A 25,345-nucleotide genomic window follows, 5' to 3' on the forward strand; every position below is an offset into this window, starting at 1 on the left:
AAATTGAAAAGCGGCCTGCTAGGCGTTCAAACGTGTGGGCTCGTCCATGTAGCCCCGTGTTGCGCTGATATGGTGAATCAGCTCGCTTAGTCCTTCTTGCAACGTCCACTTTGGCTCGATGGTCAACCAGTCGTGCAAGCGCTGATTGTTGCCGCACGAGTCGCGAATATCTTCAGCCTTGGCAGGCAAATGCTGGGGAGACAGGTGGCAGTGAGTCAGTTGTTGCAATAGGTCGATAAGCCCCAGCAAATCAATTTGCTGGCCTGTCGCCACATTGCATACGCCACATTGTGTACTGATCAGGGCTGCGACGTTGGCGCGGGCGATATCGCCGACATAAATGAAGTCGCGTGATTGCAGTCCATCACCAAAGACGAGAGGAGCTTGATGGTTGAGTAAGCGGTCGAGAAAACGTGCGATGACACCGGCATACGGAGAGTTAGGGTCCTGGCGTGGGCCATAAACGTTAAAGTAACGCAGCCCCAGGCTGGGCAGGCCATGCAAGCTACCCAGCAAAGCGGCATAACGCTCATCCACCCACTTTTCCAGGCCATACGGAGAGAGTGGCTGCAGCGCCGCCTCCTCCAGCAGGGGCAGCTGTGCAGGAATGCCATAGACCGCTGCGGAAGAGGCATAAACGAGTTTGGTGACCTTGGCCGTGGCAGCGGCATGCATGACGTTCAGCGCACCCAGAATATTATGGGTTGCCGACCCGAGCGGGTCCTCGACAGAGCTTGCCACAGACACCTGCGCGGCTAAATGCAGGCAGTGAGTAATGCCTTTCATCGCTGCTTGCACGTCGTCTACACAGCGGATATCGCCAATGACGACGTCTAATAACGGGTGAGGGGGAAGGTTGCTCAAATGGCCGCTAGATAGATTATCCAGCACCCTGACGCGGAAGTTTTCCTGGAGCAGCAGCTCGACGGTGTGAGAGCCGATGAAACCGGCTCCGCCAGTGACGAGTACGTAATGCGGATACGTTAGCATGGACGTTCTCCCGTGGAGCTCAAAGCAGCCATAAGACCCGTGAAGCTCGCTTTGAAACTTTGTGTATCTTTATGTTTAATTCAATTACATTTGGATACAAGAATCGGGAGACTGATATTTCTCACACTGCAGGCAGGCTTCTTCTAAGGAGGGGGAGTGCAGCACATCGCGCCGAGAAAAGAGGGCCAGTCATACTGACCCTCAGAAGGATGTCATGGGCAAATTAGCGTAAGGCCGTGCGCTCTACGCCATCCGCTTTACCCAGCAGCAATACATCGGCACCGCGTGCAGCAAACAGGCCGTTGGTGACTACGCCGACGATGCCATTGATACGCGCTTCCATGGCTACCGGGTCGTCGATCATGAAGTTGAAGCAGTCGATGATCTGGTTGCCGTTGTCGGTGATGACGCCCTGACGGTAAACGGGTTCGGCACCGAGTTTGACCAGCTCGCGGGCCACATAAGAGCGCGCCATGGGAATCACTTCTACCGGCAGGGGAAAGTTGCCGAGCTGGGCGACGTATTTCGAGCCATCGGCAATACAGATGAAGCACTCGGCGCAGGCGGCGACGATCTTTTCACGCGTCAGTGCGGCACCCCCACCTTTGATCATATGCAAGTGAGCATTCACTTCGTCGGCACCGTCGATGTAAAAGGGGACGTTGCCAACGTGATTGAGTTCGAAGACCTCGATACCCTGTGCTTTCAAGCGCTCTGCGCTGGCCTCTGAGCTGGCCACGGCCCCTTTGAAGCGGTCGCGTAACGCGCCCAAACGATCAATGAACAGGTTGGCGGTGGAGCCGGTGCCAATGCCCAGCACGGTGCTTTTTTCGAGATATGGCTCGATTTCATCGAGCGCGGCATCGGCGACAGCGGCTTTTAGTTCGTCTTGTGTCATGATGGAGTCCAATCAGGGTGGGCAGTCGTCCTTAGTATAACGGCCTGAACGCCCGCTGCCGATGGCAACGCCGCTAGACGTTGGCGGCTGTCATCTGCTACCAATAGAGGTTTTGTTCGCACCCGCCAGGGTCACGCCATTTTTCCGGGATATCAGCATGCTCGAAGCAACCGTCAAAAAGATTCTCCAGGCCCGTGTCTACGAAGCGGCCTGCGAGACGCCTATTTCCCCCGCTCCCTTTTTGTCGCGTCGTTTCAACAACCAGATTTTGATCAAGCGCGAAGACTTGCAGCCGGTGTTTTCGTTCAAGATCCGCGGGGCCTACAACAAGATGGCCCAGCTCACGGAAGAACAGAAAGCCAAAGGGGTGATTGCTGCCTCGGCGGGCAACCATGCACAGGGCTTGGCCATGGCGGCCAAATTGATGGGCGTGAAGGCCGTCATCGTGATGCCTCGCATCACGCCGGATATCAAAGTGCAGGCGGTACGTGCGCGGGGGGCAAAAGTGGTGCTGAAGGGCGACGCCTTTGCCGCCGCAGCCGAGCATGCGCAGGAGCTGATCAAGGAGCATGGCTACACCTATATTCCGCCGTTTGACGATATCGACGTCGTGGCGGGCCAGGGCACCATCGGGGTCGAGATCCTGCGCCAGCATAGCGGGCGGCTGGATGCGATTTTCATCCCGGTAGGCGGTGGTGGGCTGATTGCCGGGGTGGCGGCCTACGTGAAATACCTGCGTCCTGATATCAAGATCATTGGCGTCGAGGCCGAGGATAGTGCTTGCTTGAAAGCGGCTCTGGAGGCCGGAGAGCGCGTCGTGCTGGAGCAGGTGGGCGTGTTTGCAGAAGGCGTGGCCGTGGCGCAAATTGGCGACGTGCCGTTCTCTCTGGTGCGTGACCTGATCGACGATGTCATTACCGTGAACACCGATGAGATGTGCGCGGCGGTCAAGGACATTTTTGAAGATACCCGTGCCGTGGCGGAAACGTCTGGAGCGCTGTCGTTGGCCGGCCTGAAGAAATACGTGCAGCAGACCGGTGCCGAGGGAGAAACCCTGTTGTGCATCAATTCGGGAGCCAACACCAACTTTGACCGCTTGCAGCATATTGCCGAGCGGACGGAGCTCGGTGAGCAACGTGAAGCCATTCTGGCCGTCACCATTGCTGAAAAGCCTGGCAGCTTCAAGAAGTTCTGCCGAACGCTGGGCAAACGTATGGTGACCGAATTCAGCTACCGTTATGCCGATGACAGCGAGGCCCATATCTTTGTTGGCGTGCAGGTAAAACCAGGTGGCGAAGACCGCCTGGCGGTGATCGAAAAGCTGCGCGAAGGCGGGTATCAGGTCGAGGACTTGACCGATAACGAATTGGCAAAGCTGCATATTCGCCATCTCAGTGGTGGTCGTCCCAGCGAGCACTTCGAGGAAGAGCTTTATCGTTTCGAGTTTCCGGAACGCCCAGGGGCTTTGATGAACTTCCTCACCCAACTGCCCCATGACTGGAATATTTCATTGTTCCACTACCGTAATCACGGCGCCGCTTACGGCCGTGTGCTGGTGGGCATGCAGGTGCCCAGTGAGGACCGAACCCACGTGACCGAGTACCTGGATGCCATTGGTTACCGCTATTGGCAGGAGAGCGACAATCCCGCCTATCGGCTTTTCATGGCGTAAATGAATGTAAGTGTTTGCTAACTTCGCAGACAAGGACTGCCCGCCAGGTTCACAAGACTAAAACGTTTAATTAAGGGGTGAAAATAGTGCCAATAGCGGTTGTCACTACCCCCCTTATAGCCCTATAGTCGTCGGCGAAAATAATGAGGTGTGTCATCTTTCCAAAGGCAACCCCTTGGTGACGCACCCAGGGCTACCGGCATTTGGAAAGACGTTGGAGATTAGGCATGCGGCGAAGAAAACCTGATATGGTCATGGCGCTAACCGTGGTGTTTTTGCTTGGGGTTTTGGCGACTGGCTATGCCCAGGCAATATCGGGAAGTTGATCAATGGTAGCAGGGTAGAGCGGTATCGACGTCGCGAGCCTGCAAAAGGTCAAACAAGAGGGCTGATCATGGATCAGCCCTTTTTATGGGGCGTACCGTGGCTTGATCGGTGACCACGGCCGTGAGCGGAATATCCCAGGGCTCCAACGGCAGCTGGTCGACCTGTTGGCAAGCGTGCGCCACCCCAATCAAGGCGGGAGCCGGGCCAGGTCTGCGCATGAAGGCCAGACTGCGGTCGTAAAACCCTCCCCCCATGCCCATGCGGTTGGCCTGCTGGTCGAACCCGACCAGCGGTACGATCAGCGTATCCAGTGCCCAGGCGGGCAGCCTATGGCCACGGTGGGCTGCAAACCGTGAGCAGGGCTCGGCAATGCCAAAACGGTTCTTGACCATGGGCGTATGCTGGTCGTAACGCACGAACCATAGGCTGTTGGCGCTGAAAGGGCGTAGCACAGGAAGGTAGATCGTGGTGCGTCGCTGGCGAAGCCATGCGATCAGGGGTGTCGGGTCGATTTCGCCATTGACCGGCAGGTAGAGACTGATGCGTTTGGCGCGTCTGATTTCGGGCTGACGCGTCAGGCGTTGACAGAGTGAGCGAGCCGCCTGCTGTTGCTGTCTGGCGGTCAGCGCCTTGCGTCTACGTTTGAGTTCTCGGCGCAGGGCCTGCTTCTCATCGGGCGTCGTATGCGTCATCGCTATCAGGCCATGTTGAAGTGTTCCCCAGAATGCCGCTGTCGTTCTGGCCCTGAACCTATTGGTTCAGGTGGGTGGCCGCAGCCAGACCGTCAGGCTTTCCGACGCACGGACATGCACACGGGTCTGGCTAGCATTTGGCCCCCTGGTACTGCGTATAGGCTCGAGGGACTATAACGACTGGCGCACATTCCAGAGAACGTCCTTATCCTAACAGAGGCGCTGCCAATGCCAAAGCATCCATGCCCCGAACGGCTCTCTTTACGCGTCCGTTGGCTTTCGAGTACCTGCCAACGCTCGTTCGAGGCGCTCATTCAAGCGGCTCAGATTGGCCTCACCCGCGCGGTGCTCGTCCAGCGCTTCCAGCAATTCATGGGTAATGTTCAAGGCGGCCATGATGGCAATGCGCTCGTTGCCCAACACGCTGCTCTGGGCGTGAATACCGTGCATGGCTCTGTCCAGGTAGCGAGCTGCGCGCTCCAGCTGCACCTCCTGACCGCTATCGCAGGCAATGACATAGCTGCGCCCCAATAGGGTGATCTCTTTCGTTGGCCGCTTGGCGGTACTCATCATTGACTCCAGCACGGGCCAGTCAGGGCCCCAATGCGTTAACATCACATAAATAGGATGGATAGACGATATTCACTATAAGAGAGCCGCTCGTACGGGGTCAACGCACGTACCGGCCGCGCTCTGCGCAGAATCTTACTCTGACTTTTGCTAAAGCGAGCACAAAACATGTCATTGATTGACGAGCGCCAGGATTTTTCTGACGTGGCGGATGTATTTTTATTGCACGGGAGCATGCAGTCTCCCGCTTTTCTGGATGGGCGCCTGTGTGGCCTGCTGGCGCTACGTGACGTGAGCGCCGAAGGGTGGCTGGAAGAGGTCTGCCTGGGGCTTGGTGTCGAGCAACCCCGAGATCAGTCAAGCGCAGAGCGACTGTTGGGCTGGCGACGCCAGACGCTGGAAGCCTTGAGCGCCAGCGATATGAACTACGCGCCGCTGCTGCCGGATGAGCTGTTTTCGCTTGCCGAACAGGCCCAAGGGCTCAAGGAGTGGACGTTGGGCTTCATGGAAGTCGTCGAAGAAGTGGCCGATGACACGCTGCGAGAGCGCTGGTCGCAGACCCTGCGTGAGGCCATCGAAGACCTGGCGGGGCTGAGTCAGATCGAAACCGATATCGACGATAGCCCGGACAACGAGAACGATCTGTTTGCCCTGACCGAGCACGCACGGATGGCGGCCATGCTGCTGTATACCGAGCAGCACCCGGGCCAGCCCCAGGTCGAGCAGGTCGACGCCCCCGTCCACTGATATCTGACTGTTCTTCAGGATATGCAAGGAGCCACTATGTTGCCTGAGCTATTGCCGCGCCCCGCGCCCATTGGGCCCGACGAGTACCGCCAGCGGCGTGAGGCGCTGATGGCCCAGCTGCCGCCGAACGCGGCCATGCTGATCCCCGGTGCGTCGCTGGTGACGCGCTCCCACGACAGCGAATACCGCTTCCGACAGCAGAGCGACTTTTACTACCTCACGGGCCTGCAAGAGCCCGACGGCCTGCTGGTGCTGCTGCCTGGGCGTGCCGAAGGCAGCAGCGTGGTGTTCTGCCTGGACCGGGACCCCACGCTGGAGGCCTGGACGGGCCGTCGGTTGGGTGCGGGCGGGGTGGAACAGCAGCTGGGGATCGACCAGGCCTTCGAGAACGCCCAGCGCGATGTGCAACTGGCAGCGCTGCTCGATGGCCGCGAACTGCTCTACGCGCCGCTGGACAATCCCGAAGCGACCAGCCTGCTGGAAGAGGCGCTGGCCCAGGCTCAGGCGGGCGTGCGCCGAGGCAAGCCTGCCTTGAAAGGCTGGCTGGATTGCCGTCCCCTCATCCATGAGATGCGGCTGTTCAAGAGTCCGGCCGAAATCGCCCTGCTGCGCCACGCGGCGGCCATTTCTGCTCAGGCCCATGTGCGTGCCATGCACACCTGCCGGGCAGGGCTGCATGAGTATCAGCTTCAGGCCGAGCTGGAGCATGCGTTCATGTGGCAAGGGGCCAGTGGTCCCGCTTATAGCACCATCGTGGGCGGCGGCGCCAACGCCTGTGTGCTGCACTATATTGAAAACAGCGATGCGCTGGAGGCAGGGGCGCTGGTGCTGATCGATGCGGGCGCCGAGTTCGATCTCTACGCTGGCGACATCACCCGCACTTTCCCGGTTTCCGGTCGCTTCAGCGATGCCCAGCGAGCGCTCTACCAGGTGGTGCTGGAGGCTCAGGAGCGCGCTGTGAACGCCGTCGCTCCGGGCGCTACCCTGGCCGATATTCATCAAGGGGTCGTGCACGATTTGACCAAGGGCCTCATCGACCTGGGGCTTTTGGAAGGCGAGGTGCAGGCACGTATCGATGACGAGAGCTATCGACGCTTTTATCTGCACTCCACGTCGCACTGGCTGGGTCTGGACGTCCACGATGTGGGGACTTATCGACTCGATGAAAACACGCCCAGGCCGCTGGCACCGGGCATGGTACTGACCATTGAGCCGGGCCTGTATATCCCTTGTGATGACGATATTCCTACGGCTTACCGTGGGATCGGTATTCGTATCGAAGACAACGTGGTGGTCACTGCCCTTGGGGGAGAGGTGATCACCGACGGAGTTCCCAAGCAGGTCGAGGCCATTGAGCAATTGATGGCTAAATAGTGACCAGTCGACAAAGTCGATGAAGTCGTTATGTAAATTACGTTATGGGTTACGATGATTCGCGTGGGCTGAACAGCCAAGCCAGGAGAGGTGAATGCAGGTGTCCGCAGCGGTAACAGAAGCTTCCAGTGAGCGGCCTGCCACTCACGATATCGTGATCGTGGGTGGTGGCTTGGTAGGCGCCAGCCTGGGGTGCGCCCTCGCACCTCTGATCGAGCGTTTTGGGTGGCGCGTGGCCATCATCGAGGCCAAGGCACTGCCCGACACGAGCGACCAGGCCACCTGGCAGCCCAGCTTCGATGCGCGTGCCAGCGCCATTGCCGAGGGTTCCGCCCAGCGCTTTCGCCAACTGGGCGTGTGGCAGGAGATGCAGGCCGAGGCCTCGCCCATCCAGCGCATTCATATCAGCGAGCGCGGACGTTTGGGGGCGACGCGCCTGAGCGCGGAAGAGCTGGGCGTCGAGGCGCTGGGGCATGTGATTCCCAACGCCTGGATGGGGCAGGTGCTGCACCGTCGATTGCAGCAACTCCCCATCGAGTGGCACTGCCCCGCCTCGGTCACGTCGCTGACCCCGCAGGCAGGGGGGCAGCATCATCTTCGCCTGTCGAATGGCAGTGAACTGACTGCCACGCTGACGTTACTGGCCGACGGAGGCCGCTCGGGCTTGAAAGAGCAGTTGGGCATTCAAAGCCGTCGTCACTCTTATGAACAAACCGCCGTGATTGCCCATGTGGGGGTCAGTCAGCCGCACCACGGGGTCGCCTACGAGCGCTTCACCGCAGACGGCCCCATTGCGCTGTTGCCCTTGCCCGGTCAGGCCATGGAGCTGGTCTGGACACACCCCAGCGGGGGTGAGCAGGCGCGCATGGCGCTGTCTGAGCAGGCGTTCTTGAGCCAGCTGCAGCAAGCGTTCGGCGACCGGGTAGGCCGCTTCAATCGGCTTGGGCAGCGTTATTGCTATCCGCTTTCGCTGGTGACTGCCGAAGAGCCGGTAAGGCCGGGGCTAGCGGTGCTTGGCAATGCTGCACACGCGCTGCACCCCGTGGCTGGGCAGGGCTTCAATCTTGCACTGCGCTCCGTGATGGATCTGGTCGAGGCGCTGGCCCAGGCTGCCCAACACCAGCAGCCCTTGGGCAGTCTGGCAACCCTGGCGGCTTTCGAGCGCCGTCGTGCCCATGATCGTGCCAACGTCATCCGTTTCAGCGATGGCCTGGTGCGGCTGTTCGGTGCTTCGCTGCCACTGCTGCCCCATGCCCGTGGTGCCGGATTGATCGGCCTGAACCTGGTGGGGCCGCTGCGCCGGGGGTTGGCACGCCGAGCCATGGGGCTAGAACGATAGCGCTGGGACGGTAGCGCGCACCATTGGCGCTGACACATTAAGGATTGGCTATGACGATTCAAGCAGAACAGGGAACCACGGTCACGCGTTTCGATGCGGTGGTGGTGGGGGCCGGCATGGTCGGGGCCAGCGTGGCAGGGTTGCTGGCCAAGGCCGGTATGCAGGTCGCGCTGGTCGAGGCCCGTGAGAAGCCTCTGCAGTTGGAAGGGGTGGCCCAGGCGCTACCGGCGCCCCGTGTCAGCGCCCTGACGCCGGTGTCACAGCGGCTGTTGAACCATCTGGGCGCCTGGCCTGCCATGGCGGCGACGCGTATCACTCCTTACCGTTACATGCAGGTATGGGACGCCGAGGGCAGTGGCAACATCCACTTTTCGGCGGACGAGGCGGGCACCGCCGTGCTGGGGCATATCGTCGAGAACGACGTGACCCTGGCCGCACTCAATGCACAGCTGGCCAACCTGCCGACGTTGACCCGGCTGAATGGCGTGCGCGTCTCCGCGCTGCAGACCAGTTCCAAAGGGCGCTGGCTGGTATTGGAGGATGGCCGCCAGCTGGAAACCCCGCTGCTAGTGGCGGCCGATGGTGCGCGCTCTGTGCTGCGCGAACTGGCGGGCATCGAGGTGGCAGAGGAGTCCATGGGCCAGGAAGCGGTGGTCACCACCGTGCGCTGTGAGCACGCCCATGGAGCGACGGCCCGTCAGGCCTTCGTAAGCGGCAGCCCGCTGGCTTTCCTGCCGTTGACCGTGGACGGCGATGATCGGCTGTGCTCGATTGTGTGGTCCGTGCCACCCGAGCAGGCGGCCCGGCTTGAGTCGCTGGCACCGCAAGCGCTGGGAGAGGACTTGGGTCGTGCCTTCGATCACCGTCTGGGGGCTGTCACGGTGCTTGATCGAGCCTATCGCTTTGCGCTGGTACAACGCCACGCCCGCCGCTATGTGCAGGAGCACTTTGCCCTGGTGGGGGATGCGGCGCACAGCATTCACCCCTTGGCGGGGCAAGGGGTGAACCTTGGGCTGATGGATGCGGCGGTGTTGGCGGAAGAAGTGGTTGCTGCCTGGCGGCGTGGCTCGCCCTGGGGCAGCCTGACCATCCTGTCGCGCTACGAACGCCGCCGTCGTCTCGACAATACGGCCATGCTGGCCCTGATGAAGGGCTTCAAGGGGCTGTTTGGCAGTCAGCAGCCGGGCCTGACCCTGCTGCGTAATGTCGGCATGAGTGGCATGAACCAGTGGGTGCCACTCAAGCGGCTCATCATGCGGCAGGCCACCGGTGAAAGAGGTCGCCTGCCGAGCACGTGCCGTTAGCGGCGCCGGTCGACGACATTGAGCGCTTTCAACAGGTTGAGCGCTTCGCTGAGCTGATAGTCGTCGCGCAGCCGCTGCGACATGGCAGCGCGCTCGCGGGGCTGGTTCTGACTGCCCAGATGCCCTTCCAGGTCGGCTTCGCGCAGTTCACGGCGGCTTTCGGCCACTTCCAGGCGGCCACGCACCACTTCCACGTCCGGCTCGATGCCCTGCGCCTGGATGGAGCGGCCATTGGGCGTGTAGTACAGCGCCGTGGTCAGCTTCAGCCCTTCGCCATTGCCTAGCGGCATGATCTGCTGCACCGACCCTTTGCCAAAGCTTTCGGTGCCCATGATGACTCCACGGCGCTGGTCCTGAAGCGCACCCGCCACGATCTCTGCGGCGGAGGCGCTGCCGCTGTTGATCAGCACCACGAGCGGTACATCACGCGCAGGCGTATCGGGCGATGCCGAGAAGGACATCTCGGTATCCGACAGGCGACCTTCGGTATACACGATCAGCCCGCTATCCAGGAAGAGGTCGGCCACGCCCACCGCCGCCTGCAGTACCCCGCCAGGGTTGTTACGTAAATCCAGAATCAGGCCTTCGAGCGGCTGTTCGCGAGCCATGCGCTCGAGGGCGCGGCGTGCCTGTTCCGGCGTGCGTGATTGGAACTGGCTGATACGTAAATAGCCGTAGCCAGGCTCCAGGGTTTCATGGCGCACGCTTTCGCTACGGATGACTTCCCGGGTCAGCGTAAGGTCTCGTGGGGTATCTTCGCCCGCGCGCAGAATGGACAGCCGCAGCTGGCTGCCCGGCTCGCCCCGCATCAGGTTGACGGCTTCCTGCAAGGAGAGGTTATCGGTGGGTGTGCCATCGATGGCGATGATGATGTCCCGCGACAGCAGGCCCGCGCGGGAGGCCGGTGTATCGTCGATGGGAGTGATCACCATGAGTTGACCATTCTCGGTGCCGACTTCGATGCCGATGCCGCCGAACTCGCCCTGGGTGGACTCGCGAAGGCTCTGGTACTCGTTGGCATCCAGGTAGGCCGAGTGAGGGTCCAGCTCGCTGAGCATGCCGCGCATGGCATTGCGCAGCAGCGTGCGATCATCCACTTCCTCGACATAGGCCCGTTTGATGCGTTCGAACACCTCGGCGAAGGTCTGGATCTCTTCCAGCGGAAGGTCGTCGGCGACGCTATTGGCCGTTTGAGCCGCCAAGGGTAAGGGAGCTGCCAGCAGCGCGAGCGGAAGCAGGGTCGCCAAGAAACGCTTGGCAGGGGCCGATACCTCGGTTACAGATAGCGTCATGCGTACTCCGCAAGGCGAAAGGCAGCGCCGCTGGGCGCCGCAGGGGTTGAGACGATTGGCGCGACACCTTCATGGATGCCGCTGCTATCAGCTTATCCCGTCAACGTCGTGCAATCCAACGTTGCGGGTTAATTGGTGCGCCCCCTCGCCGCACTTCGAAATAGAGCGCGGACGAAGGCTGCCCTCCGCTGTTGCCCACTCGGCCGATGCGGTCGCCTCGGTTCACTTGCTGGCCCGGGCGGGCATCGAACTGCTGAAGGTGGGCATACAGGGTCATGATCTGATCACCATGATCGATGATCATCAGGTTGCCGAACCCCCGCATCCAGTCCGCAAAGACCACCCGCCCAGAGTGGACGGCCGTGACCGCCGTGCCGGCGCCCGCTTGAATCACGATACCGTTGTAATGCACGCCTTGACGGCGTTGGAAGCTGGCCGTGATGGCGCCCTGTACTGGCCAGGGCAGGTCGCCCTGGGTGCGGGTGATGTTGGTGGAGGGCGTCGGCTCGGCCAGTCGGGCAAGCTCGGCCTGGATGGCGCGTAGCTGCTGTTCGGCCTGCTCGCGGCTCTGGCTGAGATCGGCCAGACGGTCGGCTTCGCTTTCGTAACGGTCATCCAGCGTGGTCACGACGCTGCGCCGCTCCTCCGTGCGGCGGGCCAGCAGCGCACTCTGCGCTTCCAGCTCGTCCGCCAGGGTATCCAGCCGGGTCTGGCGCTCGGCCAGCGCCTGCTCGGTATCCACCAGCGCGGTATCCAGGCGGGCAATGTCGCCCAGGCGACGTTGCCGCGCCTGCGTCAAGCGGTTCAAGTAGGCCTGCATGCGGTCCAGCTCGGCGGGGTTGCTCTGGTTCAACAGCAGCTTGAGCTGAGGGGTGGGCCCCAGCCGGTAGAGGGCCGCCAGCTGCTGGCCCAGCGCTGTGTATTGCGCCGCTCTTTCCTGCTCGAGCCGCTCACGGTGCTGGCGCAGTTGCTCGCTCTCTTCGTTCAGTTGGCGGCGTTCCCCCTGCAGCTGGTCCAGACGCTGGTGCGTTTGGGCCAGCTCCGTCTCGACGGCACGCAGGGCCTGTTGGGCGCTGTCACGGGCCTGGTCCGTCACGCCCAACTGTTGGGTCATGGCATCGATTTGCTGGCCTAGCGCATCCAGCTGCTGCTGGGCGGCACGCTCATCCTGCGCGACGGCAGCGGACGTGCCCAGCATCAGCAGCGCCAGCAAGGGCAGCCGTTGCCACGATGGCATTAGGCGAAGCGCAGCAGTGACTGGCCCGTCATCGCGTCTGGCTGTGGCTGATGCATCATCGCCAGCAGCGTGGGTGCCAAATCGCACAGACGGCCGTCCGACAGCTGAGCCTCGCGCTCACCGACGTAGATCAGCGGTACCACGAAGGTGGTGTGAGCGGTTTGCGGCTCGCCGGTCACCGGGTGCACCATCTGTTCGGCATTGCCGTGGTCGGCGGTGATCAGGCAGGCGCCACCGGCCCGCTCGATGGCCTCCACGACCCGCCCAACGCAGGTGTCGACGGTTTCAATGGCCTTGACGGCGGCGGCAAAATCCCCCGTGTGACCGACCATGTCGCCGTTGGCGTAGTTGCACACCATCAGGTCGAAGCGGCCGCTGTCGATGGCGTCCACCAGCTTGTCGGTGATGTCGAACGCGCTCATTTCCGGCTTTTCGTCGTAGGTTTTCACATCACGAGGCGACGGCACCAGGATACGTTCTTCGCCGTCATACTCGGCTTCGTTACCCCCCGAGAAAAAGAACGTCACATGAGGGTACTTCTCGGTTTCGGCGATGCGCAGCTGGGTCAGGCCGCGCTTGGACACCACTTCGCCCAGCGTATCGGTGAGGTCGGTGGGGGGAAACGCCGCCGGAGCGGCAATGTCGGCGGCGTACTGGGTCATCATCACCAGGCCGTCACCCGCCAGGGCAGGCCGGGTCTGGCGCTGGAAACCGGTAAAATCTGCATCGGTGAAGGCGCGGGTCAGTTCGCGGGCTCGGTCAGAGCGGAAGTTCAGAAAGATCGCCGCGTCGCCATCTTGTAACGTCATGGCGCTACCGTTGACGGGAACGCTGGTGGCCGCCACGAACTCGTCGGTTTCACCACGCGCGTAGGCATCCCGCAGGCCGCTTTCAGCGCTGGTGGCGGTATGGTCGGCATGACCCTCGGTGAGCAGGCGGTAGGCCTGCTCGACCCGCTCCCAGCGGTTGTCTCTGTCCATGGCGAAGAAGCGGCCAATGATTGAGGCCACGAAGCCGTTGTCGGCACCGACCAGCTCGGCAAGCCGGGCATTGGCGCGCTCGATGGAGGCCAGCGCGCTTTGCGGGGGCATGTCGCGGCCATCCAGGAAGGCGTGCACGTAGATTCGCTGAGCGCCGCGCCGTGCTGCCAGTTCTGCTACGGCAATGAAGTGGTCTTCATGGCTGTGTACGCCTCCAGGGGAGAGCAGGCCCAGCAAATGTACCGCTTTGCCGTTGGCCACGGCGTCGTCGATGGGTTTGGTCAGCACGCCATTGGTATCCAGGTCGCCATCCTCGATGGCCTTGGTGATCCGCGTGAAGTCCTGGTACACGATGCGCCCAGCCCCCAGGTTCATGTGGCCCACTTCCGAGTTGCCCATCTGCCCATCGGGCAGCCCCACATGGCGGCCATCGGTGTGTACGAAGGCGTGGGGGCGTTTGGCCCACAGAGCATCCATGTTCGGGGTATGGGCGGCAGCCACGGCGTTATGTGCGCTATCGGGGTTGTGACCATAGCCGTCCAGGATGATCAGGGCGACGGGGCGGGGTGCAGATGATGCCATGAGAAACCTCGTTATATGGGTCAGCCAAGCAACGAAAAGTGCTGTTTGAAACGCTGGCAATGGCCATTCAGCCAGTTTTCAGACAGTACCTGAGAAACAGGGTCGCGGCGGGCGCGTGCTTGGGGCATCATAACGCAGGCAGCCGCTGGGCGTCATGGCCTGCGCGGTATGCCCTGTGACGTGTATACTTGTCGCGTTTCTGATGGCGGCCAGGCCGCTTTTTTCTGCATAGACCAAGAGATTGTGTTCGCGATGATCGATCAGCTGTTCGAATTCGTAATGAACCACCCCCTGTTGGTGGGGGCATTTTTGCTGGTGCTCACGGCGTGGATTGTCTACGAAACGCGTAGCGCTGCCTCAAATGCCGTGTCCTCTAGCCAGGCCACCCAGCTCATCAACCGCGAAGATGCGGTGGTGGTGGACATTCGTGAAAGCAAAGACTTCAAGGCGGGGCATATCGCCGGTGCACGCAACATTCCCCAGAGCAGCCTCGATAGCCGCATGAACGAGCTGGAGAAAGTCAAAAGCCAGCCGATCATCGTGGTGTGCAAGCATGGCCAAAGCTCGGGTGCCGCACAAGCCAAGCTGGTCAAGGCGGGCTTCGAGCGGGCCACGAAGTTGCGTGGTGGCATGATGCAGTGGCAGGCCGATGGCCTTCCCGTAGTGAAGAAGTAAACGACGAAAGCGGCCTCTGGGCCGCACGCTTTTTTATTGAATGAATAACGAGGAGTCTCCCATGGCGGAAGATAACAACACCCCGCAGGCCGGTGCCGCTGAAGGCGAAAAGCCGCAGCTGAAATTCTCTTTGCAGCGTATTTACGTGAAAGACATTTCCTTCGAAGCGCCGAACTCTCCTTCCGTGTTCAAGCAGGCGTTCAAGCCCAAGGTCAATCTGGATCTAAACACTACCAGCCAGAAAGTGGCTGACGACCAGTACGAAGTCGTGGTCAAGGTCACCGCCCAGGTGAATGACAGCGAGTCCGGCACCACGTCGTTCCTGGCCGAAGTCGAGCAGGCTGGCCTGTTCCGTATTTCCGGCATCGAAGGTGCGCAGCTGGAGCAGACGTTAGGCGCCTTCTGTCCTAACCTGCTGTTTCCTTACGCCCGTGAGTGTATCGACAACCTGGTCAACCGTGGCGGCTTCCCTGCGCTGATGCTGGCGCCGGTCAACTTCGAAGCCATGTACGCCCAGCGCAAGCAGCGTGAAGCGCAGCAGGCAAGCCAGGCTGCCGAGAACACCCACTAAGCCATGCTCGAAGCGCATTCGGCAGCACACTGGCTCGCCACGCACGGCAAGATGCCGCGCCTTCATGTGCCCACCGAGCTGCGTGTCGGGGCAACCGTCACGCTGCCGGAAGGCCCTGCCAAGCACGTTACCCGCGTGCTGCGCATGGGGGAGGGCGCGGCACTGATCCTGTTCGACGGGGCAGGCCAGGAGGCAGGCGTTCGGCTGGCGGAGGTGGGGCGAAAACAGACCACCGCAACCGTCGAGTCGGTATGGCCAGGCAGCGCGGAGTCTCCGCTAGCAGTGCATCTGGGCCAGGCGATTTCCAAGGGAGATCGCATGGACTATGCCATTCAGAAAGCCGTGGAGCTGGGCGTCGCTGCCATCACCCCACTCTATACCGAGCGGGGGGATGTTCGCCTGAAAGGCGACCGAGAAGAGAAGAAACTGGCCCATTGGCAGGCGGTGGCTGCCAGCGCCTGCGAGCAAAGTGGGCGTGCAGTGGTGCCTCCCGTGTACCCGCCGCAGGGGCTGGAGGAGTGGCTGGCCGAACGGCAAGAGCCGCTGCGCCTGATGCTTCATCTGGCCACGGGCAATGGCTTTGCACAGTCGTCTCGGCCCGCCTCGGCAGCGTTGCTGATTGGCCCCGAAGGAGGGCTCAGCGAGACCGATATCGCTGCGGCCACCGCCAGCGGCTTTACGCCGCTGACATTAGGGCCCCGTGTACTGCGTACGGAAACCGCACCGGTCGTCGCGCTGACCCTCCTGCAGCATCATTTCGGCGATTTGTAAGCGCTTACTGTCAGCCGCTGCCGCATTCTATGTGGCAGCGGCTTTTGTATAGCAGGCTGTCAGGCCGAATACGGCCTCGCTTTGGCTAGCGTTAGCAAGGTACGCTAACGATTCTCAACCCTTCGCAAGGACACCACCATGGCCCGTGAGCCCCATGCCTCTCCCCGTTCTGCCAGCGATGCGACTGCCCAGCTGGGAGAAGTCGCTTACTTGACCGTGACGGCAGTGAACAGTACGGGCGCCTTTCTGCGCTGGGGCCAGCCCAAGGACGTGCTGCTGCCCTATAGCGAACAGCGTTTTCGCCCGGATCCCGGCAAGCGCGTACTGGTCATGCTGTATAGCGATGACCAGGGGCGTCCCGTGGCATCCATGCGATTGGACCGCTTCCTGAGCGACGACGCCTGGGCGCTGTCGCAGGGTGATGAGGTCACGGTAGTGGTGGCCGACCGCACGGACCTGGGCATGAAAGTGGTGGTCGAGCACCGTTACTGGGGATTGATCTATCAGGACGACATGACCCAGCCGCTGCGCCGAGGGCAGACGCTGAAAGGCTATGTAAAACAGCGTCGCGAGGATGGCCGAGTCGATATCTCGCTGCTGCCGCCGGGGGCGGCTCGCCTCGATGTGGTGGGTGACAAGATACTGCAAGCGCTGCGCGAAAGCGGCGGCTACTTGCCGCTGGGCGATAAAAGCGATGCCCACGCCATCAAGGCGCGTCTTGGGGTGAGCAAGAGCGCCTACAAACAAGCGATCGGGCGGCTTTACAAGCAACAGCTGATCACCCTGGCCCCTGATGCCATTCGCCTGGTGCCCGGCGCGCTCTCCGAAACCGCAGACAAATAGCCGCGGTTGGAGCCGTGCCTGCAGTACGGCATACTGAATAATGATTGTTCCTGCATGGACGGTATTTTGATGAGCCACTCAACGTTGCATCTCGGTGTCGTGATGGACCCGATCAGTGACATCGCCTACAAGAAAGACACCACCCTGGCGATGCTGTGGGCTGCCCAGGAGCGCGGCTATACCTTGCACTACATGGAGCAGGACGATCTGTTCTTGAACGCAGGGCAGGCCTACGCACGCATGCGTCCATTGACCGTGCATCGTGATCCTGCACACTGGTATGACTTGGGCGAAGCAGTTCAGCGGTCACTGGCAGAGTTGGACGTCGTGCTGATGCGCAAGGATCCGCCGGTAGATGCCGAGTTCATCAATGCGGTGCACCTGCTGGGCTTTGCCGAGCGCGAGGGAGTGCTGGTGGTGAACCCCACTGCCGCCTTGCTGCAGTGTAACGAGAAGCTCTTTGCCCAGCAGTTTCCTCAGTGCTGCGCGCCAACGGTCGTGGCCAGCCGTGATGACGTGCTGCGTGCCTTCCACGCCGAGCATGGCGACGTGATCTTCAAGCCACTCGACGGCATGGGTGGCACGGGCATTTTTCATATCGGCCCTGATGGCCGCAACATTGGCGCCGTCATCGAGCAGCTGACGCTGCGCGGTCAGCGTCAGATCATGGCGCAGCGCTACTTGCCGGAAATCAAACACGGCGATACCCGTATTCTGCTGGTCGATGGCGAGCCTGTGCCCTTCGGGCTGGCGCGCATCCCCTCGGCGGGAGAGACCCGCGGCAACCTGGCCGCCGGTGGGCGTGGCGTGAGTCGCGAGCTGACCGAGCGTGATCACTGGCTGATCCAGCAGGTACAGCCGCTGATCCGTGAGAAAGGGCTGATGTTCGTGGGTCTGGATGTCATCGGTGACTACATCACCGAGATCAACGTGACCAGCCCCACCTGCGTGCGGGAAATCGACGATCAGCGCGGCACCGACATCGCCGGCATGCTGCTGGACGCCATCGAGCGTCGCCTTGCTTCCGCCCAATAACGCCCGACTTGCTGATTCAGCGGCAAGCCATAGGAGACGCATGCAAAGCTTAAAACACCATTTTTTAATGGCCATGCCGCATCTGGACGACCCCAACTTTGCGGGCAGCCTGGTGTACTTGTGTGACCATGACCACAATGGTTGCATGGGGGTGATTACCAACCGCCCCCTGGAGATCACGCTGGATGCGCTGTTCGAACAGCTCTCCTTGGGGGGCGATGAGAGCCCGCACCGCAATGCGCCTGTCTATTACGGTGGCCCCACCCATAAAGACCGTGGCTTTATCCTTCACGAAGGGGATAGCCAGGCGTGGGATTCCAGCGTCCAGGTAGAAGATGGCATTGCCCTCACCACCTCCATGGATATTCTTCAGGCGCTGGCGGATGGCAGGGGGCCGGAGCACTTTCTCGTGTGCCTGGGGTGCGCGGGCTGGGAAGTGGGACAACTGGAGGATGAGCTCAAGGACAACGCCTGGTTAACGGTGGAAGGTCAGGCTCGCGTGCTGTTCGACACCCCGCCCGCCGAGCGCCTGGCCGCTGCCGCTGGCCTGCTGGGCGTCGATCTCAACCTGATGACCCGTGACGCCGGTCACGCATGACGAAGGGGCAGTAACGCGATGGCCGACAGTGGGGAGCGCCTGATTCTGGCATTCGATTATGGAACGCGGCGCATCGGTGTGGCGGTAGGCAATGAGCTGCTCAACAGCGCCCGCGAGCTGACGCCTCTCCCTGCACGGGATGGCATTCCTGACTGGAACGTGGTGTCTCGTCTGGTTCAGGAGTGGCAGCCCGACCTGTTCGTGGTCGGGCTACCGTTGAACATGGATGGTAGCGAATCGCCCATGAGTACCCGTGCGCGCAAGTTTGGCAACCGCCTGCATGGGCGTTATGGCAAGCCGTGCGAAATGGTCGATGAGCGTGGCTCTACCCGTGAAGCCAAGCAGATCGCCCACGCATCGGGACATCGCGGCAACTATCGTCAGCAGAGCGTGGACGGCATCGCTGCCGTGCTGATTCTGGAAGGCTGGTTCGCCCACCGAGAAGGCCTTCCCGGTGGGCGAACCGCGCACTGAGCGTTTAGCTGCTCAGCCGTCTGCTCATCAGCGGTCCAGCGTGCCAATTTGCGGCGGTACGAACCAGCGTACTGGCCGCATGTCCTGCTCGATCAGCTCGTCCACTTTCAAGAGCGTGGCAAAAATGGCCATCCGCATGGGGATGCCGTTATCTGTCTGGCGGAAGATCGCCAGGCGCGGATCGCCATTCAAATCGACGTTCAAATCATTGGCGCCTGGACGGCTATCGCGCGGTAGCGGGTGCATCACGATCGTGCTTTGGCTGCAGCGGTGATCCAGAAAATCGCGATTGACCATGAAGTCATCGGAAAGCCCCTGGAAGCTCTCGTTCATTTCATCCGTGAAGCGCTCCTTCTGGATGCGCGTCGTATAGACGACGTCCAGATCCGAGAAGTCGCTGGCCAGGGAGTCGCGCTGCTCGATCCGATGGCCCCGCGATGCCACCAGATCCACCAGATAAGACGGCATTTCCAAGCCGGGTGGGGAGACCAGCGTTATCCGCAGCGGATCATAAAGCGATAGCAGCTTGATCAGCGAATGCACCGTGCGCCCGTATTTCAAATCCCCGGTCAGTAGAATGTGGGCACCACTCAGGCGCTTGCCCAACCGCTGGAACTCCTTGTCGATGGTATAAAGGTCCAGCAGCGCCTGGCTTGGGTGCTCGCCTGGACCATCACCACCGTTGATGACCGGCACATGCGTTGCGGCGGCAAACTCGGCAACCGACCCTTGATCCGGGTGGCGCATGACGATGGCATCACAGTAGCCGCTCATTACCCTGCTGGTGTCGTACAAGGATTCGCCCTTGGCCATGGACGAGAAGGTAAAGCCCGTGGTGTCACAGACACTGCCTCCCAGACGGCAGAAAGCTGCATTGAAACTCACCCGCGTCCGCGTACTGGCTTCGAAGAACAGGTTGCCCAGTACCGCACCTTCCAGCACTCGCGTGACCTGACGGCGACTGGCAATCGGCTCCATGCGTGCGGCCACCCGTAACAGGTGATCAACGCTTTCGCGATTTAATGAATCGACGGTTAACAAGTGCTGGCTCATCGAAGACCTCATATCCGTAGGTGCAATAGATGTGGCGAATGTTGCGGAGTGCCAAGTGTAACCGCCAAACAGTAAGCGCCGAAGTGCTTTCCACGGGTTGTGTGATCGCGTGGGCGACTTTTTTTGACTATTTGGTAAATACCCCTTGCCAACCCGGCAGCGAATCCGTAAAGTACGCATCCGCTGCCGGGGACGCCAAGCGTTACCAGCGGTGCAGAAGGTTGAAAAACCTTCGGTTTGTCAGGAGGTTAGCGTCATCTGCTGGTTGGATTGATCGCTCGCTTCACTCGCTGAAAACAGTCCTTGACAAACACCACGGAATGCGTAGAATACGCCTTCCTCGCTGAGGCAACACGGTTCAGGTCACCGAGCCAGTCACAGCGAAATGATTGCAGTGGTATCGCTCTTTAACAATTTGATCAGGTAATTCATGTGGGCGCTTGCCGATGAGGGTGAATCATCACCTAATATCAAGGCAAGCGAACACCAAGATACTCTTCGGAGTATCGCAGTGAATTCGTTTGAACCTTGAGCCAAGTTTGATCCGCTTTTGTTGCCTTCGGGCAGCGAGTAAGGATCGCATTGATCTTAAACTGAAGAGTTTGATCATGGCTCAGATTGAACGCTGGCGGCAGGCCTAACACATGCAAGTCGAGCGGTAACAGGGGTAGCTTGCTACCCGCTGACGAGCGGCGGACGGGTGAGTAATGCATAGGAATCTGCCCGATAGTGGGGGATAACCTGGGGAAACCCAGGCTAATACCGCATACGTCCTACGGGAGAAAGGGGGCTTCGGCTCCCGCTATCGGATGAGCCTATGTCGGATTAGCTAGTTGGTGAGGTAAAGGCTCACCAAGGCGACGATCCGTAGCTGGTCTGAGAGGATGATCAGCCACATCGGGACTGAGACACGGCCCGAACTCCTACGGGAGGCAGCAGTGGGGAATATTGGACAATGGGGGGAACCCTGATCCAGCCATGCCGCGTGTGTGAAGAAGGCCCTCGGGTTGTAAAGCACTTTCAGTGAGGAAGAACGCCTGGTGGTTAATACCCATCAGGAAAGACATCACTCACAGAAGAAGCACCGGCTAACTCCGTGCCAGCAGCCGCGGTAATACGGAGGGTGCGAGCGTTAATCGGAATTACTGGGCGTAAAGCGCGCGTAGGTGGCTTGATAAGCCGGTTGTGAAAGCCCCGGGCTCAACCTGGGAACGGCATCCGGAACTGTCAAGCTAGAGTGCAGGAGAGGAAGGTAGAATTCCCGGTGTAGCGGTGAAATGCGTAGAGATCGGGAGGAATACCAGTGGCGAAGGCGGCCTTCTGGACTGACACTGACACTGAGGTGCGAAAGCGTGGGTAGCAAACAGGATTAGATACCCTGGTAGTCCACGCCGTAAACGATGTCGACCAGCCGTTGGGTGCCTAGCGCACTTTGTGGCGAAGTTAACGCGATAAGTCGACCGCCTGGGGAGTACGGCCGCAAGGTTAAAACTCAAATGAATTGACGGGGGCCCGCACAAGCGGTGGAGCATGTGGTTTAATTCGATGCAACGCGAAGAACCTTACCTACTCTTGACATCCTGCGAATTTGGTAGAGATACCTTAGTGCCTTCGGGAACGCAGAGACAGGTGCTGCATGGCTGTCGTCAGCTCGTGTTGTGAAATGTTGGGTTAAGTCCCGTAACGAGCGCAACCCTTGTCCTTATTTGCCAGCGCGTAATGGCGGGAACTCTAAGGAGACTGCCGGTGACAAACCGGAGGAAGGTGGGGACGACGTCAAGTCATCATGGCCCTTACGAGTAGGGCTACACACGTGCTACAATGGTCGGTACAAAGGGTTGCCAACTCGCGAGAGTGAGCCAATCCCGAAAAGCCGATCTCAGTCCGGATCGGAGTCTGCAACTCGACTCCGTGAAGTCGGAATCGCTAGTAATCGTGGATCAGAATGCCACGGTGAATACGTTCCCGGGCCTTGTACACACCGCCCGTCACACCATGGGAGTGGACTGCACCAGAAGTGGTTAGCCTAACGCAAGAGGGCGATCACCACGGTGTGGTTCATGACTGGGGTGAAGTCGTAACAAGGTAGCCGTAGGGGAACCTGCGGCTGGATCACCTCCTTAAACGATGTCTTCCCCTCGCGGCAAGCGCTCACAATGAATTACCTGATCAGAATGCTGTTGATGAGCAGTGATAAACGCTCTTTCACGTTAAAAAAGAAGAAAAGACCTTTCTTTTTCTTTTAAAGTGGAAAACACGATCCGTTTATCACTGCTTATAGCAGTCGCTCTTTAACAATGTATATCATGCTGACAGAAACGTGTTTAACACGTTTCTACGTAAATTGTATTGTGATACGTCTCAAGCGTATCCGGCAATCGTTATCATTGCGAACCCCAGACTCCTTCGGGTTATAGGGTCAAGCAATGAAGCGCACACGGTGGATGCCTAGGCAGCCAGAGGCGATGAAAGACGTGGTAGCCTGCGATAAGGTTCGGTGAGGTGGCAAACGACCTGCGACCCGGACATCTCTGAATGGGGAAACCCACTCATCACAAGATGAGTATCTTGCGCTGAATACATAGGCGTAAGAGGCGAACCAGGGGAACTGAAACATCTAAGTACCCTGAGGAAAAGAAATCAACCGAGATTCCCCTAGTAGCGGCGAGCGAACGGGGACCAGCCCTTAAGCGTGTGACTGATTAGACGAACAGATTGGGAAGTCTGGCCATAGCGGGTGATAGCCCCGTAGTCGAAAATCTGATCACGTGAAATCGAGTAGGTCGGGGCACGAGAAACCTTGACTGAAGACGGGGGGACCATCCTCCAAGGCTAAATACTCCTGGCTGACCGATAGTGAACCAGTACCGTGAGGGAAAGGCGAAAAGAACCCCGGAGAGGGGAGTGAAATAGATCCTGAAACCGTGTGCGTACAAGCAGTAGGAGCAGACTTGTTCTGTGACTGCGTACCTTTTGTATAATGGGTCAGCGACTTATATTCAGTGGCGAGGTTAACCGTATAGGGGAGCCGTAGGGAAACCGAGTCTTAACTGGGCGACACAGTCGCTGGATATAGACCCGAAACCGAGCGATCTATCCATGAGCAGGGTGAAGGTTGAGTAACATCAACTGGAGGCCCGAACCAGGATCTGTTGAAAAAGATTTGGATGACTTGTGGATCGGAGTGAAAGGCTAATCAAGCTCGGAGATAGCTGGTTCTCCTCGAAAGCTATTTAGGTAGCGCCTCACGTATCACCGCCGGGGGTAGAGCACTGTTTCGGCTAGGGGGTCATCCCGACTTACCAACCCGAGGCAAACTCCGAATACCGGTGAGTGCGAGCGTGGGAGACACACGGCGGGTGCTAACGTCCGTCGTGAAAAGGGAAACAACCCAGACCGTCAGCTAAGGTCCCCAAATCCTGGTTAAGTGGGAAACGATGTGGGAAGGCTCAGACAGCTAGGAGGTTGGCTTAGAAGCAGCCATCCTTTAAAGAAAGCGTAATAGCTCACTAGTCGAGTCGGCCTGCGCGGAAGATGTAACGGGGCTAAACCAGGTACCGAAGCTACGGGTTCATCCTTACGGATGAGCGGTAGAGGAGCGTCGTGTAAGCCGATGAAGGTGTGTTGAGAAGCATGCTGGAGGTATCACGAGTGCGAATGCTGACATGAGTAACGATAAAGGGAGTGAAAAACTCCCTCGCCGGAAGACCAAGGGTTTCTGTTCGACGCTAATCGGAGCAGAGTGAGTCGGCCCCTAAGGCGAGGCCGAAAGGCGTAGTCGATGGGAAACGGGTCAATATTCCCGTACCGGACATGATTGCGATGGGGGGACGGAGAAGGCTAGGTGAGCCAGGCGTTGGTTGTCCTGGTGAAAGTGAGTAGGCTGGGGTCTCAGGTAAATCCGGGACCCTTCAAGGCCGAGACACGAAACGAAGACACTACGGTGTCGAAGTCATTGATGCCACGCTTCCAGGAAAAGCCTCTAAGCTTCAGATCATGTGCGACCGTACCCCAAACCGACACAGGTGGTCAGGGTGAGAATCCCAAGGCGCTTGAGAGAACTCGGGTGAAGGAACTAGGCAAAATGGTGCCGTAACTTCGGGAGAAGGCACGCCGGCGTAGGGTGACGAGACTTGCTCTCCAAGCCCGAACCGGTCGAAGATACCAGGTGGCTGCAACTGTTTAGTAAAAACACAGCACTCTGCCAACTCGCAAGAGGACGTATAGGGTGTGACGCCTGCCCGGTGCCGGAAGGTTAAGTGATGGTGTTAGGCCTCGGCCGAAGCTCTTGATCGAAGCCCCGGTAAACGGCGGCCGTAACTATAACGGTCCTAAGGTAGCGAAATTCCTTGTCGGGTAAGTTCCGACCTGCACGAATGGCGTAATGATGGCCACGCTGTCTCCACCCGAGACTCAGTGAAATTGAAATCGCCGTGAAGATGCGGTGTACCCGCGGCTAGACGGAAAGACCCCGTGAACCTTTACTATAGCTTCACACTGGACGCTGATGTTGCCTGTGTAGGATAGCTGGGAGGCTTTGAACCTCGGACGCCAGTTCGAGGGGAGCCAACCTTGAAATACCAGCCTGGCATCATTGGCGTTCTCACTCAGGTCCGTGATCCGGATCGAGGACAGTGTGTGGTGGGTAGTTTGACTGGGGCGGTCTCCTCCCAAAGCGTAACGGAGGAGCACGAAGGTACCCTCAGCACGGTCGGACATCGTGCAATGAGTGCAAGAGCATAAGGGTGCTTGACTGCGAGACAGACACGTCGAGCAGGTGCGAAAGCAGGTTCTAGTGATCCGGTGGTTCTGTATGGAAGGGCCATCGCTCAACGGATAAAAGGTACTCCGGGGATAACAGGCTGATACCGCCCAAGAGTTCACATCGACGGCGGTGTTTGGCACCTCGATGTCGGCTCATCACATCCTGGGGCTGAAGTCGGTCCCAAGGGTATGGCTGTTCGCCATTTAAAGTGGTACGCGAGCTGGGTTTAGAACGTCGTGAGACAGTTCGGTCCCTATCTGCCGTGGGCGTTGGATGTTTGAGAAGAGCTGCTCCTAGTACGAGAGGACCGGAGTGGACGACCCTCTGGTGTTCCGGTTGTCACGCCAGTGGCATTGCCGGGTAGCTATGGTCGGACGGGATAACCGCTGAAAGCATCTAAGCGGGAAGCCCCCTTCAAGATGAGACATCCCTGAGGCCTAGAGCCTCCTGAAGGGCCCAGCGAGACCAGCTGGTTGATAGGCACGGTGTGGAAGCGCTGCAAGGCGTTGAGCTAACGTGTACTAATGGCCCGTGAGGCTTGACCCTATAACACCCA

General features: G+C 59.8%; 20 protein-coding genes, 2 rRNA genes and 1 other RNA gene. 14 read left to right on the forward strand and 9 right to left on the reverse strand.

Annotation, left to right across the window (positions count from 1 at the left end; genetic code table 11):
• Window positions 1-18: 18 nt before the first annotated feature.
• Window positions 19-990, reverse strand: a complete 972-nt coding sequence (locus tag LG409_RS00135; protein ID WP_227407394.1) for an NAD-dependent epimerase/dehydratase family protein — start codon at window positions 988-990, stop codon at window positions 19-21.
• Between the two features lie 223 nt (window positions 991-1,213).
• Window positions 1,214-1,888 (reverse strand): ribose-5-phosphate isomerase RpiA, encoded by a 675-nt coding sequence (gene rpiA, locus LG409_RS00140; RefSeq protein WP_227407395.1) that lies wholly within the window; start codon window positions 1,886-1,888, stop codon window positions 1,214-1,216.
• 157 nt (window positions 1,889-2,045) lie between these two features.
• On the opposite strand from rpiA, the gene ilvA reads away from it, so the two are divergent.
• On the forward strand, window positions 2,046-3,560 hold the full coding sequence (ilvA, locus tag LG409_RS00145; protein ID WP_039179180.1) for a threonine ammonia-lyase, biosynthetic: 1,515 nt from the start codon (window positions 2,046-2,048) through the stop codon (window positions 3,558-3,560).
• Window positions 3,561-3,952: 392 nt separating this feature from the next.
• Here the strand turns inward: ilvA and LG409_RS00150 are convergent, their stop codons facing one another.
• From LG409_RS00150 to LG409_RS00160, 3 genes are all read right to left on the reverse strand, one after another.
• Window positions 3,953-4,579, reverse strand: a complete 627-nt coding sequence (locus LG409_RS00150; protein ID WP_227407396.1) for a 5-formyltetrahydrofolate cyclo-ligase — start codon at window positions 4,577-4,579, stop codon at window positions 3,953-3,955.
• Between the two features lie 20 nt (window positions 4,580-4,599).
• Window positions 4,600-4,781: non-coding RNA, 6S RNA (gene ssrS / locus LG409_RS00155), on the reverse strand.
• Between the two features lie 59 nt (window positions 4,782-4,840).
• Window positions 4,841-5,149 (reverse strand): cell division protein ZapA, encoded by a 309-nt coding sequence (locus LG409_RS00160; protein ID WP_039179187.1) that lies wholly within the window; start codon window positions 5,147-5,149, stop codon window positions 4,841-4,843.
• Window positions 5,150-5,317: 168 nt separating this feature from the next.
• Here LG409_RS00160 and LG409_RS00165 point away from each other — a divergent pair, with 168 nt between their 5' ends.
• The 4 genes from LG409_RS00165 to LG409_RS00180 all read left to right on the forward strand — a co-directional run bounded on the left by LG409_RS00165 (window position 5,318) and on the right by LG409_RS00180 (window position 9,913).
• On the forward strand, window positions 5,318-5,896 hold the full coding sequence (locus LG409_RS00165) for a UPF0149 family protein (RefSeq protein ID WP_039179189.1): 579 nt from the start codon (window positions 5,318-5,320) through the stop codon (window positions 5,894-5,896).
• A 36-nt stretch (window positions 5,897-5,932) separates the two neighbouring features.
• Window positions 5,933-7,270 (forward strand): Xaa-Pro aminopeptidase, encoded by a 1,338-nt coding sequence (gene pepP, locus LG409_RS00170; RefSeq protein WP_016915632.1) that lies wholly within the window; start codon window positions 5,933-5,935, stop codon window positions 7,268-7,270.
• A gap of 94 nt (window positions 7,271-7,364) precedes the next feature.
• On the forward strand, window positions 7,365-8,609 hold the full coding sequence (gene ubiH, locus LG409_RS00175; protein ID WP_016915633.1) for a 2-octaprenyl-6-methoxyphenyl hydroxylase: 1,245 nt from the start codon (window positions 7,365-7,367) through the stop codon (window positions 8,607-8,609).
• A 50-nt stretch (window positions 8,610-8,659) separates the two neighbouring features.
• On the forward strand, window positions 8,660-9,913 hold the full coding sequence (locus LG409_RS00180) for a UbiH/UbiF/VisC/COQ6 family ubiquinone biosynthesis hydroxylase (RefSeq protein ID WP_227407397.1): 1,254 nt from the start codon (window positions 8,660-8,662) through the stop codon (window positions 9,911-9,913).
• Here the strand turns inward: LG409_RS00180 and LG409_RS00185 are convergent.
• The 3 genes from LG409_RS00185 to gpmI form a co-directional block, all read right to left on the reverse strand.
• A complete protein-coding gene (locus tag LG409_RS00185) occupies window positions 9,910-11,205 on the reverse strand; it encodes a S41 family peptidase (protein WP_096921718.1) in 1,296 nt (431 codons plus the stop codon). The two genes, LG409_RS00180 and LG409_RS00185, sit on opposite strands and share 4 nt — an antisense overlap.
• A 100-nt stretch (window positions 11,206-11,305) precedes the next feature.
• Entirely contained in the window at window positions 11,306-12,442 is a 1,137-nt protein-coding gene (locus LG409_RS00190) for a murein hydrolase activator EnvC family protein (protein ID WP_193462038.1), read from the reverse strand.
• Window positions 12,442-14,004: a 2,3-bisphosphoglycerate-independent phosphoglycerate mutase gene (gene gpmI / locus LG409_RS00195; RefSeq protein ID WP_193462037.1), complete on the reverse strand. Its 1,563-nt coding sequence runs from the start codon at window positions 14,002-14,004 to the stop codon at window positions 12,442-12,444. Before gpmI ends, LG409_RS00190 begins: the two co-directional genes overlap by 1 nt.
• Before the next feature lie 252 nt (window positions 14,005-14,256).
• On the opposite strand from gpmI, the gene LG409_RS00200 reads away from it, so the two are divergent.
• The 7 genes from LG409_RS00200 to ruvX all read left to right on the forward strand — a co-directional run bounded on the left by LG409_RS00200 (window position 14,257) and on the right by ruvX (window position 18,971).
• Window positions 14,257-14,679, forward strand: a complete 423-nt coding sequence (locus tag LG409_RS00200) for a rhodanese-like domain-containing protein (protein WP_016915639.1) — start codon at window positions 14,257-14,259, stop codon at window positions 14,677-14,679.
• 61 nt (window positions 14,680-14,740) lie between these two features.
• Window positions 14,741-15,250, forward strand: coding sequence for a protein-export chaperone SecB (gene secB / locus LG409_RS00205; RefSeq protein WP_016915640.1), 510 nt, complete (start codon window positions 14,741-14,743; stop codon window positions 15,248-15,250).
• Window positions 15,251-15,253: 3 nt separating this feature from the next.
• A complete protein-coding gene (locus LG409_RS00210; protein WP_218314109.1) occupies window positions 15,254-16,021 on the forward strand; it encodes a 16S rRNA (uracil(1498)-N(3))-methyltransferase in 768 nt (255 codons plus the stop codon).
• Window positions 16,022-16,159: 138 nt separating this feature from the next.
• The gene (locus LG409_RS00215; protein ID WP_227407398.1) at window positions 16,160-16,864 is read left to right on the forward strand and encodes a CvfB family protein; all 705 of its coding nucleotides are present in this window, start codon (window positions 16,160-16,162) and stop codon (window positions 16,862-16,864) included.
• A gap of 69 nt (window positions 16,865-16,933) precedes the next feature.
• Entirely contained in the window at window positions 16,934-17,899 is a 966-nt protein-coding gene (gshB, locus tag LG409_RS00220; protein WP_227407399.1) for a glutathione synthase, read from the forward strand.
• Between the two features lie 40 nt (window positions 17,900-17,939).
• Window positions 17,940-18,497, forward strand: a complete 558-nt coding sequence (locus LG409_RS00225; RefSeq protein WP_026001922.1) for a YqgE/AlgH family protein — start codon at window positions 17,940-17,942, stop codon at window positions 18,495-18,497.
• An 18-nt stretch (window positions 18,498-18,515) separates the two neighbouring features.
• On the forward strand, window positions 18,516-18,971 hold the full coding sequence (gene ruvX / locus LG409_RS00230; RefSeq protein ID WP_016915645.1) for a Holliday junction resolvase RuvX: 456 nt from the start codon (window positions 18,516-18,518) through the stop codon (window positions 18,969-18,971).
• Window positions 18,972-18,998: 27 nt separating this feature from the next.
• On the opposite strand, the gene LG409_RS00235 is transcribed toward ruvX, so the two are convergent.
• Window positions 18,999-20,024, reverse strand: a complete 1,026-nt coding sequence (locus LG409_RS00235; RefSeq protein ID WP_016915646.1) for an aspartate carbamoyltransferase — start codon at window positions 20,022-20,024, stop codon at window positions 18,999-19,001.
• A 590-nt stretch (window positions 20,025-20,614) separates the two neighbouring features.
• Between LG409_RS00235 and LG409_RS00240 the strand changes: the two genes are divergently transcribed.
• A 16S ribosomal RNA gene (locus tag LG409_RS00240) occupies window positions 20,615-22,147 on the forward strand.
• Window positions 22,148-22,441: 294 nt separating this feature from the next.
• Window positions 22,442-25,335: ribosomal RNA gene (locus LG409_RS00245) — 23S ribosomal RNA — on the forward strand.
• Together the 16S and 23S rRNA genes form the textbook arrangement of a ribosomal RNA operon.
• Window positions 25,336-25,345 lie beyond the last annotated feature (10 nt).

This window comes from Halomonas sp. NyZ770 (assembly GCF_020616575.1).
GTDB lineage: Bacteria > Pseudomonadota > Gammaproteobacteria > Pseudomonadales > Halomonadaceae > Vreelandella > Vreelandella hamiltonii.

Coding starts and splice junctions, on each gene's coding strand:
- ruvX (WP_016915645.1), top strand. CDS start 18,516: ATGGCCGACAGTGGGGAGCGCCTGATTCTGGCATTCGATTATGGAACG.
- secB (WP_016915640.1), top strand. CDS start 14,741: ATGGCGGAAGATAACAACACCCCGCAGGCCGGTGCCGCTGAAGGCGAA.
- ubiH (WP_016915633.1), top strand. CDS start 7,365: ATGCAGGTGTCCGCAGCGGTAACAGAAGCTTCCAGTGAGCGGCCTGCC.
- LG409_RS00135 (WP_227407394.1), bottom strand. CDS start 990: ATGCTAACGTATCCGCATTACGTACTCGTCACTGGCGGAGCCGGTTTC.
- LG409_RS00190 (WP_193462038.1), bottom strand. CDS start 12,442: ATGCCATCGTGGCAACGGCTGCCCTTGCTGGCGCTGCTGATGCTGGGC.
- LG409_RS00200 (WP_016915639.1), top strand. CDS start 14,257: ATGATCGATCAGCTGTTCGAATTCGTAATGAACCACCCCCTGTTGGTG.
- LG409_RS00150 (WP_227407396.1), bottom strand. CDS start 4,579: ATGACGCATACGACGCCCGATGAGAAGCAGGCCCTGCGCCGAGAACTC.
- rpiA (WP_227407395.1), bottom strand. CDS start 1,888: ATGACACAAGACGAACTAAAAGCCGCTGTCGCCGATGCCGCGCTCGAT.
- LG409_RS00215 (WP_227407398.1), top strand. CDS start 16,160: ATGGCCCGTGAGCCCCATGCCTCTCCCCGTTCTGCCAGCGATGCGACT.
- LG409_RS00180 (WP_227407397.1), top strand. CDS start 8,660: ATGACGATTCAAGCAGAACAGGGAACCACGGTCACGCGTTTCGATGCG.
- LG409_RS00185 (WP_096921718.1), bottom strand. CDS start 11,205: ATGACGCTATCTGTAACCGAGGTATCGGCCCCTGCCAAGCGTTTCTTG.
- ilvA (WP_039179180.1), top strand. CDS start 2,046: ATGCTCGAAGCAACCGTCAAAAAGATTCTCCAGGCCCGTGTCTACGAA.
- LG409_RS00235 (WP_016915646.1), bottom strand. CDS start 20,024: ATGAGCCAGCACTTGTTAACCGTCGATTCATTAAATCGCGAAAGCGTT.
- pepP (WP_016915632.1), top strand. CDS start 5,933: ATGTTGCCTGAGCTATTGCCGCGCCCCGCGCCCATTGGGCCCGACGAG.
- gpmI (WP_193462037.1), bottom strand. CDS start 14,004: ATGGCATCATCTGCACCCCGCCCCGTCGCCCTGATCATCCTGGACGGC.
- LG409_RS00165 (WP_039179189.1), top strand. CDS start 5,318: ATGTCATTGATTGACGAGCGCCAGGATTTTTCTGACGTGGCGGATGTA.
- LG409_RS00210 (WP_218314109.1), top strand. CDS start 15,254: ATGCTCGAAGCGCATTCGGCAGCACACTGGCTCGCCACGCACGGCAAG.
- LG409_RS00160 (WP_039179187.1), bottom strand. CDS start 5,149: ATGAGTACCGCCAAGCGGCCAACGAAAGAGATCACCCTATTGGGGCGC.
- gshB (WP_227407399.1), top strand. CDS start 16,934: ATGAGCCACTCAACGTTGCATCTCGGTGTCGTGATGGACCCGATCAGT.
- LG409_RS00225 (WP_026001922.1), top strand. CDS start 17,940: ATGCAAAGCTTAAAACACCATTTTTTAATGGCCATGCCGCATCTGGAC.